Here is a 12,446-nt window from a genome sequence, read left to right as displayed (position 1 = left end):
AAAGAAGGCAATCCATGTATGGATTGCCTTTTTCATTATTTTTTATTAATCGTTACAGTTTCATTATATTTCGTTGTTGTATTTTGACGTAGACGAAGTGTTGCTTGTCCAGTTGTATTTGAATCAATCTGTACATTTACAACTTTCTCAGCAGAGCCTAAGCTGTTTGTTGTGAAAGAGAAGGCACTACTATATCCAAAAGCAGATGGCCAAGTGCCGTTTGTATTTTGAATTTTTGCTACTTGTGTTCCACCAGTAGTGAATATACCTAAAGAATAGTTGTTATAAGTTGTATTAGGTAGTAAGTTGTTTACTTGAATCTTCATTTGGAAAATTTCATTGTTTGGTAGAATGCTAGGGTGTGTAACGACGTAGTCGCTTGTTGTTACCGCACCGTTATAACCGTATGAACCTGGTTTAAAAGTATTTGTATTAAACCATTGATAACCCGCATTTGGTGCACTCCAAGGTTCAGGTTGTGGTTCTGTTGATAAGCTTGGCTGTTCAAATGTTTGTAGAGCTGTAGGTGAATCAAGTTGTAAACCATTTACTTGATCTAAACTTGTAAATGTCTCTTTATTCGATAACCAATTTACGATGTTTTCTAATAAAATCGCATCGTTTTCTTCTTTATAACCATCGTAAGTTTTCTTTGTTTGGCCAGAATCTTCACGAACGTACTTTGGCGTAGCATCTTCAACAGGAGAAGAGTCACCAATAAAGGCAGCTTTTCCAAGTCCTACTTTTGCAATTGCAGCATATGGGCCTTCTGCAATACCACCGCCATTATAAACGCCACTATCAACAGCGTTATTCCATTTTGATGGATTTTCTGGAAGGTAAACAAGTCCTTTTGCTAGTTTTGGGTTTGTAATTGCTAGAGTAGAACCAGCATGCATTGCTACAGAAGAAACACCTTTTGTAATTCCGAAAGATTGTTCAGGCGATACGATTGTTTTCGCTGAAACATCACCAAGTGCATTGTAGCGGAAGCGAATACCGAAGTTGTCAGATAGCCAATCAGAGCTTTCTACTCCTTGCATAGCTTGTGAATTTGCTTCTTCATTAGACATTCCTTTTGCTGGATTATCCCAAGCACCGCGTCTATATCCATTAAATACTTCAGAAGAGTCCCAGCGATTTTTATTACGATCCGCATTGTAATGATCGGCAATAAAGAAGATACTACCGCCATTTTTTACATATTGTAACATAGCGTCCTGCTCAGATTTTTTGTAAGGAATATTAGCTTCTGGAACGATAAATACATTGTAACCTTTTAAGTCTTCGTACGTAATAGGTGTTGATTTACGAAGTTCTTTTACGTGATAACCGTTTTTTGCAATGCCATTTCCGAAGTCAGAAAAGCCGCCGTCAATAACCCAGTCAGCTGTCCCAGCAGTTTGACCGTGTGTATTATCGAATAATACTTTCTTCCCATTGTTTTGATTTACAACTTTTGCAGCAATTTCAGGAGCTGGGTCTACAGAGCTTTCGGCATAAGTAGACGGTATGAACGAGGTCCCTATACTTAGTGTAATTGCTGTTGCTAAAGAAAATGTAATCCATTTTTTATTCTTCATAGAAGAATCCCCCTAATAATAAATATATGTGCTTTAATAATGTAATTTATTTTTCTGTAAAAATAAAGACGGAAAACATAAAAAATATTAAAAGATTGTAAAAATACCGTGAATTTTGTTGAGAAATATTTATATAGATATAAAAACACCCCTTCCAAGTAATAAGGAAGGGGTGCTTTGCTTAACTAATTTTTGAGTTAGGTGTTTCATCAATCTTATGAAACCCTTTCATGTAATATACGATTGCTAAGCCGATAAGCCAAATTGGGCCGACAATCAATGCAATTCGTGTATCTTCTGAATACGCCATTATACCTAGTACTAATACAAGGAAAACGAGTGAGAAATATGAGCTTAATGGGTATAAAGGCATTTTATACGATAACTTTTGTTTATTTTGAGTAGGCAAGCTTTTACGGAATTTAATTTGAGCGACTAATATAATGCCCCAAGTCCAAATTGCGCCGAAAGTTGAAATGCTAGTAAGCCATGTAAATACCTTTGCAGGTACGAGATAGTTTAATATAACGCCAATGAGTAAAACGATAGCAGTTGCTACAATTCCTTGGCTTGGAATGCCATTTTTATTTAAACGACCAAATCTTTCAGGAGCTTTTTTCTGCTGAGCTAATGTAAATAGCATACGGCCTGTACTAAATAAACCACCGTTACAAGAAGAAAGAGCTGCTGTTAATACGACAAAGTTAATAATACCTGCTGCTTTCGCGATACCAATTTGCTGGAATGTTAATACGAATGGGCTTCCTTTCTCACCAAGTTCGTTCCATGGATAAATTGCCATCATAACGAATAGAGCTCCTACGTAGAACAGTAATATTCTCCAAAACACATTATCAATTGCTTTTGCGAGTGTTTTCTTCGGATTTTGAGCTTCACCAGCTGTGACACCGATTAATTCAACGCCTAAATAAGCGAATAGTACCATCTGCATGGAGAGTAGTAACCCAGAAAAACCATTTGGGAACCAGCCACCATGTGACCAAAGGTTTGAAATACCAGTAGCGATACCACCGTTTCCGAATCCGAATAAAATAATACCAGCGCCGACTACTATCATACAGATAATTGTGACAATTTTAATGAGAGCAAACCAAAACTCAAGTTCTCCAAATACTTTTACTGATAAGAAGTTAAAAGCGCTCATTAACAATAGAGCAAGTAACGCCCAAGTCCAGCGCGGGATATCTGGAAACCAGTACTGCATGTAAATGCCAGCTGCTGTAATTTCAGCCATACAAGTAACAACCCATAAGAACCAGTAATTCCAGCCAGTAATATAACCAGCGAGTGGGCCGATATAATCATATGCATATTTACTAAAAGAACCGGCAACAGGTTGTTCAATTGCCATTTCCCCGAGAGCTCGCATGATGAAAAAAATAACGAGTCCGGCAATCATATAGCCTAGTAAAATAGAAGGACCGGCTAGTTTAATAGCGGAAGCAGATCCTAAAAATAGCCCAACGCCAATAGCTGAGCCAAGTGACATTAAAGTAATATGTCGTTCTTTTAAACCACGATTTAAAGTTCCAGATTTGTTTGTGTGCTGCATAAGAAGAATCCCCCTTGTAGAGTGAACAATATTTGAATACGTTTACTAAGTATTTAACTATTTCAAATTATAAAACATTTCTATCTGTTATGCTACAAAAATAATCATAATGAACTGTACTACATCTGTACTTGTCAGACTTAAACTTAAAATTCGAACTATTAGGGAATATATTGACTCTTCTTTTTATTGATTGTTAAGATTAAGTATTATATTTTCTCACATACTAGTAAGAAAAGAATGTGTGATAATAATTCAGGTGTAGGAAGGGTACATAAGCATGTTTCAATTACAAAAATATAACACTTCTGTGAAGCAAGAGTTTTTAGCTGGCATCACAACTTTTTTTACATTTGCGTATATTCTTGTCATCAATCCAAAAATATTATCTGATGCAGGTGTACCATTTGACCAAGCGTTTACAGCAACAATTATTGCAACCGTTGTTGGAACAGTAGGTATGGCGATTTTCGCGAATTACCCGATTGTTATTGCTCCAGCTATGGGAATGAATGCATATTTTGCTTATTCTGTTGTACAGAAGGCAGAAGGGATTACATATGTAGTTGCCTTTTCAGCTGTATTTGTAACGGGGATTATTTTTCTTTTATTATCTTTTACTTCGTTTAGGCAAAAGTTAATTTTAGCAATTCCTGATAGTTTAAAGCATGCAATTGCAGGTGGAATTGGACTATTTATTGCTTTTATTGGATTGCGCCTTTCTGGAATTATCGTGGATCATCCTTCTAATTTAGTTACGATTGGTGATTTTCATTCTCCAGCTGTTATTTTAACTTTAATTGGTTTAATATTAGCGGCGGTATTAATGGCATTACGTGTGAGTGGTGCATTATTTATTAGTATGATTGTGACAGGAGTTATCGCCTTCTTTACAGGGCAATTGAAGTTTGCTGATAAAATTGTGGCGATGCCTCATTTGCCAGAGGGTATTATCGTTTCAAACCCAATCAATGCATTTTCAGATGTAATTGAATACGGATTATATGGTGTTGTATTTTCATTTTTACTTGTACTTTTATTCGATACAACAGGTGCATTACTTGGTTTAATTAAACAAGCAGGTTTAATTACAGACAATACAGAGAAGCGTTTTGGTAAAGCGTTTATTGCAGATGCAATTGGCGGGACTACAGGTTCTATCTTTGGAACAAGCCCAACAGCAGCGACGATTGAATCGTCAGCAGGTATTGCTGCAGGTGGGAAAACTGGATTAACAGGGATTGTAGTTGTTGGTCTAACAATTATAACGGCATTTTTCAGTCCTGTTATTGCTTCTTTATCAAGTGTAGCCGCTATTACAGCTCCTTCATTAATTATAGTAGGTAGTTTAATGGCACAAAGCATTCGAGATATTAATTGGAATGAATTTGAAGATGCGTTACCAGCATTTTTGATTTTTATAGGTATTCCGTTAACGTCTAGTATTGCAAATGGAATTGCAATTGGATTTTTAGTATATCCAGTTTTGAAAATTGTGAAGGGTAAAGGAAAGGAAGTACATCCATTACTATACTTATTTACAATTTTATTTGGATGTCATTTATTCTTATAATATAGATATAGGAGAGTGAGCTTCTTATGAGAGGCTCCTTTTTTGTGTATAATAAAGTGAAACTATAGGCAGTAGTGGGGATTTATCCCCACTGTGTATTAGCCCGCATCAATCGGGATAATGTGGAAATTAAATTAATTTAGTAAAATATAAATTACCTAATGGAATGTATATGTTACAATAAAGGTGGAGGAGGAACATGAATGGCTGTAAGTAAAATAAAAGTCGCGCGTGTTCAGTTAGATTTAACACAGCAAAAATTAGCAGAAAAAGTAGGCGTTACAAGGCAAACGATTAGTTTAATTGAGAAGGGGAAATACAACCCATCTTTAGATTTATGTTTGAAAATTTGTTATGCGGTAGATAAAACATTGAATGATTTGTTTTGGGAGGAAAAGGAGTGATAGGGTGAAAATCGTGAAAGATGAACGTTTAATGATTGAGGGGTTAAAACACATTAGGTTAGTTTTCATTTTACAAAATATCATCATACTAGGCATTGTTTTTTACCGTTATGTTTTGCAAGGAGCAGGATATGAAAGTGTTTCGGATCTATTAATGGTATTTATGGGCGGGATCGTAGCCATTAACTTCTTAAATTTAAAACATTCTGTAGAGGCATATGAGCATACAGGTGGGGTATCACGTAGCTATTTCATGAAACTATTATTCATTCCGGTAGGTGTTGTTATTGGACTGTTAGCTATTTGTATTATTGTAACACCGAATATTTCGATAAAAGCAATCAGTATAACAGCACTTATTATGTTTGCTTGTTTTTTAGTTCCTAGTTTATTTATCTACATATATATGAAAAAGATAAAAAGTGAAGATTGAAATATAAGAAAGGCTTTCCCGTATTGAGGAAAGCCTTTCTTATATCTTTTTATACAGTACTTTATGAAGGCCAATCGGTTCAATTTCAAAGATTTCACCATGCTCCTGAAAGCCTAATCGCTTGTAATAGTCAGTTACAGTAATTCGGCCATTACACCATAGGATGTTTGCTTTCCGTTCTTTTAAAATTTGTTCTGCCTTCTGAATTAAGGAGCTTCCAGCTCTTTTGTTCCGAAAGTTAGGTAATGTTGCCATTCCTCGTAGTCTATAATGGATACCTTTTTGCAAATCAGGATATATTTCTTTTGAGAAGGAAGCGATGCTAATCAACTCATCGTTTATAAAGGCACCTAAGTGGAATGTGTCTTTTTCGTAATCAGAAGAGTATTTACAGTCTGCTAGGGACTGATTGGGACGCAACACCGCTTGGCGTAATAAGTGTGTCTCGGATGCATCAATATACTGCACAGTAATCATGTTATCATCCTTTCTTATAAACCTTTTTCTATAAGTTGTATAAAGAAGTATGCAGGTGCAGCGAGAAGGCCGAGTATACTAGCGGTTCCGAGAAGGAGTGAAAGAAAAAGGAATGAGTATTTAACTCCATTTGATTTTTTCCAACCATAGCTGCAAATTTCAATGCTAACACCGATGAGAATAATGGCGACGAGTACTTCCGCTAATAATAAGAGAGCTAAAGTTACAATAGACATAATGTAATCCATCCTCATAATATGTGATAGTAACATTTTACCATATGAAATTAAAAAAATGCCCCTCAATTATGTGAGGGGCATTTTTTTACTCTAATATGTTTTTTAGTGTATCGATATGCTCTTTTGAACCTGTTACAAGTAATGTATCGCCGTGTTGTAGTCTTGTATCACCATGTGGTATTAATGCTTTATTACCGCGGTAGATTTGAATGACAAGTACATCACCTAAAAACGGAAGGCGGCGAAGCGCAATGCCGTTATATTTATTGCTGCGTAGTTCAACTTCGCGTACTGTTTCGTTTGCTGTTGTAATTAAGCGAACGAGACTAGGTTTATCAATAAGTGCACGTAATAAAATACGTGTAGAGTTAATTGTTGAGAATACAGCGATATGTTCTTGCGTTGCTTTTTCTTGTAGAAGTGGATCTTCTACACTTGCAATAACATGTTCAACACCTAGCTCTTTTGCATGTTCTGCTAATAATAAGTTTTGTTCATCATCGCTTGTTGCAACAACGACGCGATCTGCATCAAATGCTGTTTGTTCAGTTAATGATGCGATTGTGATGTCATCTAATTTCACGATAGGGAAGTCATGCGATTTCGCTTCCTCATCATTTATTTTGTTTTGACGCATCATATATAGCGTTACGTCATAATCTTCTCGTTTTAAATCTAGTGATAACGGAAGGGTAATTCTGCTCGCGCCAATAATAGCTACTTTTGGTTTTGGTGTTTCTACTTTTGGGAACATTTTTTTAAACAATATAGGTGCAAAAATACAAGTAATAACTGCGCTTAAAATAAGAGAGGCAGATAAACTTGGACTGATGATCCCTAGTTTTTCACCAATTTGTGCAGCCGCGATAACTAAAGAAAGTGTCGATGTTAATAAGATTGCACTTCCAAGTACGATATTACGTGGATACCATTTTCGTAAGACGAGTGATGGTAAGAGTTTTGAAATAAAGAGTCCTACAATTAAGATTGGGATCATTAGCATGCTAGAAGGCTCTTTAAAAATAGACCATACCTCTAGATTTACACCAACCATTACGAAGAAAATAGGGATGAAGAAACCATAGCCGATGGAATCAAGTTTTTCCACCATATCTTCATTGGGTGATAATAACGATACAAGTACACCTGCTAAGAAGGCACCTAAAATATTTTCTGCTCCAACAGATTCCGATAACCCAACTAAGATTAAAATGAGTGCAAAAACAGCCCGTGTATCAATTTGTACACTACCAGCTTTTAAACTATCTAAGTATGGAATGTTTTTAAAGCGTTTTGCAATAAAGTAAATGACAATACCGGCACCGAATAGAAGAAGTAAGAGCCACATACTTTGGCCGCTTTCGGAATTTAATCCGACGAAAACAGCGAGTAAAATCATTGTAACTAAGTCTGCAATAACAGCAACTAATAAAATGATTTGTCCGATTGCAGTTTTTCCTAGGTTGTTCTCTTTTAGTGTTGGTACAACAACACCTAAAGAAATAGTTGAAATAATTAAAGTCATGAACATTGCATTATCTACAAATCCTAGCCATACGAATAGTAATGATAGGGCATAAGATAAGATGAAAATAAATAAGAAGATAATGCTTGCTGCTTGAAATGTATTTGGTTCGTTTGTCGTATTTTTTTTCCCTTTTTGTTTAAAGATAGAAAAATCAATTTCTAAACCGCTTAAGAACATGAGGAAGATAAATCCTAATGTTGATAAAACTTGAAGCCACATATCTGGCTCAATAATATTAAACCCACTTTTACCTACAAAGATTCCTGCAATAATTTCTGCAACGACAACAGGAAGTGCTTTTAATTTAAAGCGTTGTAACAAAAGGGGAACGAAAAACGCGATTGCAACGACAACCATAAGTGATAGAACAGAAGTATGATGTTCCATTGCGTTCTCTCCCTTCAAATAAATATAGTACCTATTTAGCCATATAATAGGTAGAAAAGCAACGCATATGGATTCGATTTCATAAAGAAAGACTTTTCTTAACATTTGTCATAATAAGTATATTCTTCATGATTCTGCTGTTAATTCCGTAATGTGGATGTAATGGGGGAGGAGAATAAAAAAAGACTGCTGAGATTCCTCAGCAGTCTTTTTCATGTACATTACATTGAGAAGAAGATCCATACAGTTAAACCAACTGTTGCAGTTGCAACGAAGAAACTGTATATCATTGTAAGAATTTGAACTCTTCCTTCTCCTTCTTTTAAATGCATGAACATAATTAATTGTAACAATGCTTGCGCAACAGCCATTATGATAATAGTTGTTAAGACTGTTGAGAGTGGCAATGTTGTGTAAAGTGCCACGTATAACGCTAGAAACGTTAATGCAAGCGATAAAATAAATCCGAAAACGTGTGACCAAGGGAATCCGCTATGCGCATGCCCGTTTGCTTGATTGTTGTTTTGAGCCATCTACGCCACCATCCCGTTCAAGTAAACTAGTGTGTAAATAAAGACCCAAACAAGATCAAGGAAATGCCAGTATAAGCTGATAATGAATACTTTACGAGCTGTAACTGGTGTTAAACCTCGTTTTAAAATTTGGATAATAACACAAATTGCCCAAATGATACCGCCTGTTACGTGGGCTCCATGCGTTCCAAGAAGAACGAAGAATGCAGATAGGAAAGCACTTGTTTGAATTGTTGCGCCTTCACCGATGTACATAATGAACTCTTCGATTTCAAAGAATAGGAAACCTGCACCTAAAAGTAATGTAAGGATGAACCATCCAAGCATTGCTTTTTGGTTGTGCTTACGCATTTCGTGAATTACGATACCACATGTGAAACTACTTGTTAAAAGTAGTAATGTTTGAATTAAAAGCGTTTTAAGTTCAAACAGTTGCGCTGGAGTTGGGCCATCTGCCGTACGACCAGCAAGGACTAGATAAGAGGCGAAAAGTGTTGCGAACAGCATAATTTCAGCCCCAAGAAAAATCCAGAATCCTAGGATATTCAATCTGCTTTGTTCGGATTGATATTCCAAAGGTAAGCTTTTATCTAAAGCCGCCATGTCATTTCACCTCTCATGCTATATGTTCTGTTTCTTTAATTTCATCAACACTTACGTAGTAGCCATCATCATAATCGAATGAACGATAGATTAAGCAAGCTAAAATACCAACGCCGCCGATTGCTGCAAGCCAGAACCAGCTAAATACTAATGCGAAACCTGCAAGACCGAAGAATAAAGACGCAATAATAGGCACACCAGAGTTACTTGGCATGTGAATTGGTTTGATATCTTCTGCTGCTGGTGTAACTGTTTCTCCGCGTTTTTTCATGTACCAGAAAGCATCAGCTTCTTTGATTTCAGGAAGTTTCGCGAAGTTGTAATGTTGTACAGGAGATTGAGTTGCCCATTCAAGTGTACGGCCATCCCATGGATCTCCAGTTGTGTCACGTTCACCGTGACGTGCACTCCAAATTACGTTGTAGCAAAGAAGTAGGAAGCCAATACCCATCATTACCGCACCAACAGATGCGATTTGGTTTAGCCATCCCCATCCAAGACTTTCAGAGTAAGTGTACATACGACGAGTCATACCGTCTAAACCTAAGAAGTACATTGGGAAGAAACAGATGTTGAATCCGCTCATAAAGATCCAGAATGTCCATTTACCTAGGCGTTCATTTAACATATGACCAGTCATTTTTGGATACCAGAATGTGAATCCAGCAAGCATAGCGAATACTGTACCTGCAATTAATACGTAGTGGAAGTGAGCGATTAGGAAGTAGCTGTTATGGTATTGATAATCAGCTGCTGCCATTCCAAGCATAACCCCTGTAACCCCACCGACTACGAAGTTTGGAATAAATGCCAATGACCAAAGCATTGGAACTGTAAAACGGATACGTCCTTTATACAGTGTAAACAACCAGTTAAAGATCTTAACACCGGTTGGAATCGAAATCGCCATTGTCGAAATCGAGAAGAATGAGTTAACCGCTGGACCTGCACCCATCGTGAAGAAGTGGTGAAGCCATACGACGAAACTTAGTAAAGAAATTGCAACCATTGAGTATACCATCGCACTGTAACCGAATAGACGCTTACGTGAGAATGTACTAATGATTTCAGAGAAAATACCGAATGCCGGTAAAATAACGATATATACTTCAGGATGACCCCATACCCAGAACAGGTTGGCCCATAACATCGGCATACCGCCGCTCGCCATCGTAAAGAAGTGAGCATCGAATAGACGGTCAAATGTCATTAATGCAAGAGCAACTGTTAATACTGGGAAAGCGAAAATAATGATAATTGTTGTAATTAAGATTGACCAAGTAAACATTGGCATTCTCATTAAAGTCATACCAGGTGTACGCATTTTTAAGATAGTAACAAGGAAGTTAATACCGGTCATTAGCGTACCGAGACCTGAAATCTGTAATGCAATTGCGTAGTAGTTATTTCCTACGCCTGAAGTAAACTCTGTACCTGCCATTGGGAAGTAAGAAGTCCACCCAGCGTCTGGAGAACCACCGATTACGAAAGCGATGTTGAATAACATTGCTCCGACAAAGAATAACCAGAAACTTAAAGCATTTAAGAACGGATATGCAACATCACGAGCACCAATTTGTAATGGTACTACAAGGTTCATTAATCCCATAACGAATGGCATTGCCATGAAAAGAATCATTACTGTACCATGCGTTGTAAAGATTCCGTTATAGTGTTCAGCGTTTAAATAAGTTGTTTCTGGGAATGTTAATTGTGCACGGATCATTAAACCATCCATACCACCACGGAATAACATGATAACCGCAGAAATAATATACATGGCTCCGATTTTTTTATGGTCAACAGTTGTTAACCATTCGTCCCAAAGCCATTTCCATTTTTTATACTTTGTTAGTACGAAAATGATTGCTAATGTCACAAGAACGATAGAAGCGTCTGCACCGTAAATAATCGGGTCACCTGTGACAAAGAATTCATCAAGCTTCACTGTGTTCACTCCAATCTGTTGGAATAATAGCTATTATTTTTTGTTTTTGTAGTAGTTGTAATCACAATATTCAAGTGATTTTGGATCTACATAACTTAAGTGGTGACTAGAGAATGTCATACGACCAACTACACCAGGTTTAACAATTTCGTTGTACTTAGCTTCTGTTAGTTTAGGAGCAGTTTCTTGTACTTCTTTAACCCACTTGTCATATTTCTCTTTAGTTTTCGCTTCAACTTCGAACTCCATGTGTGTGAATCCTTCACCAGAGAAGTTCGCACTACGGCCTAGGTAAGAACCTGGCTTATCAGCTTGTAAATAAAGATCCATAATCATGCCATCCATTGTGTACTTCATACCACCAAGTTCTGGTACCCAGAAAGCATTCATTGGGCCGACAGAAGTCAGTTTGAATTGAATTGGTACACCAGCTGGGATGTTTAAATAGTTAACGGTTTCAATTTTTTCCTCTGGGTAACTGAATAACCATTTCCAGTTTGCAGATGTAACATAAATTTCAACTGGTTTAATATGTTTGGACTCTTTCGGAACCTCTTCCGAAGCATAAGTTGCTTTTACTGTTGGAATCGATAATGCGATAACGATAATAACAGGAACAAGCGTCCAAATAATTTCTAGTAATGTGTTACCGTGTTGTTCAGGTGGCTCATAGTCCATATTCTCTGGTTTTTCACGATAACGAATCAAGATGACTGTAAACAGAATGAATACAATTGCGATAATTAATGACATAAGCAAGAATGACCAAACAATTAAATCATACTGTGCTTTTGCAACAGGTCCTTGCGGATTTAATACTGCGAGTTTTTTATCACAGCCACCGAGGAACAGAAGTAATGATAACGGAAGAAGCGAAGCCAACTTCCAAAACGCTTTCTTTAGTTGCACGATTGAAAATCTCCTTTCTCCTTGGATTGAAACTATGCCAATAAAACAATATAAACCTATTAATTTATAGAAGGCAATAGTTTTTGATATATTGTTAAAAAATAGACACAAATGCACACTTTTTAAGGTGAATATCATTTGTAACTTGATTACATTGTAAACTATTTTCCAGAGAAAAACGTGATTGTGAAAATTTTAAGATAAATAAAGTTATACCAGGATATCCAAGAAATAGAAAAAAGCTATCTTATCATAA

Annotated in this window: 12 protein-coding genes; 3 read left to right on the top strand and 9 right to left on the bottom strand. The window is 36.6% G+C overall.

Annotation, left to right across the window (positions count from 1 at the left end):
- Window positions 1-35: 35 nt before the first annotated feature.
- Entirely contained in the window at window positions 36-1,583 is a 1,548-nt protein-coding gene (locus BUA87_RS23310; protein WP_000791513.1) for a DNA-binding protein, read from the bottom strand.
- A 181-nt stretch (window positions 1,584-1,764) separates the two neighbouring features.
- Entirely contained in the window at window positions 1,765-3,156 is a 1,392-nt protein-coding gene (locus BUA87_RS23305) for an amino acid permease (protein ID WP_001164892.1), read from the bottom strand.
- A 280-nt stretch (window positions 3,157-3,436) separates the two neighbouring features.
- Here BUA87_RS23305 and BUA87_RS23300 point away from each other — a divergent pair, with 280 nt between their 5' ends.
- The 3 genes from BUA87_RS23300 to BUA87_RS23290 all read left to right on the top strand — a co-directional run bounded on the left by BUA87_RS23300 (window position 3,437) and on the right by BUA87_RS23290 (window position 5,566).
- Window positions 3,437-4,729: an NCS2 family permease gene (locus BUA87_RS23300; protein ID WP_000487188.1), complete on the top strand. Its 1,293-nt coding sequence runs from the start codon at window positions 3,437-3,439 to the stop codon at window positions 4,727-4,729.
- Window positions 4,730-4,932: 203 nt separating this feature from the next.
- Complete coding sequence (locus BUA87_RS23295; RefSeq protein ID WP_000301177.1) at window positions 4,933-5,133, top strand: helix-turn-helix transcriptional regulator; 201 nt, start codon at window positions 4,933-4,935, stop codon at window positions 5,131-5,133.
- Between the two features lie 4 nt (window positions 5,134-5,137).
- The gene (locus BUA87_RS23290; protein WP_053565223.1) at window positions 5,138-5,566 is read left to right on the top strand and encodes a hypothetical protein; all 429 of its coding nucleotides are present in this window, start codon (window positions 5,138-5,140) and stop codon (window positions 5,564-5,566) included.
- A gap of 39 nt (window positions 5,567-5,605) precedes the next feature.
- Here the strand turns inward: BUA87_RS23290 and BUA87_RS23285 are convergent, their stop codons facing one another.
- From BUA87_RS23285 to BUA87_RS23255, 7 genes are all read right to left on the bottom strand, one after another.
- Window positions 5,606-6,043, bottom strand: coding sequence for a GNAT family N-acetyltransferase (locus tag BUA87_RS23285; RefSeq protein WP_071714270.1), 438 nt, complete (start codon window positions 6,041-6,043; stop codon window positions 5,606-5,608).
- A gap of 14 nt (window positions 6,044-6,057) precedes the next feature.
- Window positions 6,058-6,315 (bottom strand): DUF4022 family protein, encoded by a 258-nt coding sequence (locus tag BUA87_RS23280; RefSeq protein ID WP_071714271.1) that lies wholly within the window; start codon window positions 6,313-6,315, stop codon window positions 6,058-6,060.
- A 52-nt stretch (window positions 6,316-6,367) separates the two neighbouring features.
- The gene (locus BUA87_RS23275; protein ID WP_000399979.1) at window positions 6,368-8,197 is read right to left on the bottom strand and encodes a monovalent cation:proton antiporter family protein; all 1,830 of its coding nucleotides are present in this window, start codon (window positions 8,195-8,197) and stop codon (window positions 6,368-6,370) included.
- A gap of 221 nt (window positions 8,198-8,418) precedes the next feature.
- The gene (gene qoxD, locus BUA87_RS23270; RefSeq protein ID WP_000068425.1) at window positions 8,419-8,730 is read right to left on the bottom strand and encodes a cytochrome aa3 quinol oxidase subunit IV; all 312 of its coding nucleotides are present in this window, start codon (window positions 8,728-8,730) and stop codon (window positions 8,419-8,421) included.
- Window positions 8,731-9,333, bottom strand: a complete 603-nt coding sequence (gene qoxC, locus BUA87_RS23265; RefSeq protein WP_000729313.1) for a cytochrome aa3 quinol oxidase subunit III — start codon at window positions 9,331-9,333, stop codon at window positions 8,731-8,733.
- A 13-nt stretch (window positions 9,334-9,346) separates the two neighbouring features.
- A complete protein-coding gene (qoxB, locus tag BUA87_RS23260) occupies window positions 9,347-11,281 on the bottom strand; it encodes a cytochrome aa3 quinol oxidase subunit I (protein WP_000762374.1) in 1,935 nt (644 codons plus the stop codon).
- Window positions 11,282-11,314: 33 nt separating this feature from the next.
- Window positions 11,315-12,190 carry a cytochrome aa3 quinol oxidase subunit II gene (locus tag BUA87_RS23255; RefSeq protein WP_001176165.1) on the bottom strand — a complete coding sequence of 292 codons (876 nt, stop codon included), beginning with the start codon at window positions 12,188-12,190 and terminating at the stop codon, window positions 11,315-11,317.
- Window positions 12,191-12,446: the final 256 nt, after the last annotated feature.

The sequence above is a fragment of the Bacillus sp. bc15 genome, from assembly GCF_900142585.1.
Taxonomy (GTDB): domain Bacteria; phylum Bacillota; class Bacilli; order Bacillales; family Bacillaceae_G; genus Bacillus_A; species Bacillus_A cereus.
The sequence above is the reverse complement of the archived record's forward strand: the minus strand, read 5'-3'. Positions and strand labels throughout refer to the sequence as shown.

Bases quoted from the DNA above. Each gene is read 5' to 3' on its own strand.
- BUA87_RS23310 (WP_000791513.1), bottom strand. From the start codon at position 1,583: ATGAAGAATAAAAAATGGATTACATTTTCTTTAGCAACAGCAATTACA.
- BUA87_RS23305 (WP_001164892.1), bottom strand. From the start codon at position 3,156: ATGCAGCACACAAACAAATCTGGAACTTTAAATCGTGGTTTAAAAGAA.
- BUA87_RS23300 (WP_000487188.1), top strand. From the start codon at position 3,437: ATGTTTCAATTACAAAAATATAACACTTCTGTGAAGCAAGAGTTTTTA.
- BUA87_RS23295 (WP_000301177.1), top strand. From the start codon at position 4,933: ATGGCTGTAAGTAAAATAAAAGTCGCGCGTGTTCAGTTAGATTTAACA.
- BUA87_RS23285 (WP_071714270.1), bottom strand. From the start codon at position 6,043: ATGATTACTGTGCAGTATATTGATGCATCCGAGACACACTTATTACGC.
- BUA87_RS23280 (WP_071714271.1), bottom strand. From the start codon at position 6,315: ATGTTACTATCACATATTATGAGGATGGATTACATTATGTCTATTGTA.
- BUA87_RS23275 (WP_000399979.1), bottom strand. From the start codon at position 8,197: ATGGAACATCATACTTCTGTTCTATCACTTATGGTTGTCGTTGCAATC.
- qoxD (WP_000068425.1), bottom strand. From the start codon at position 8,730: ATGGCTCAAAACAACAATCAAGCAAACGGGCATGCGCATAGCGGATTC.
- qoxC (WP_000729313.1), bottom strand. From the start codon at position 9,333: ATGGCGGCTTTAGATAAAAGCTTACCTTTGGAATATCAATCCGAACAA.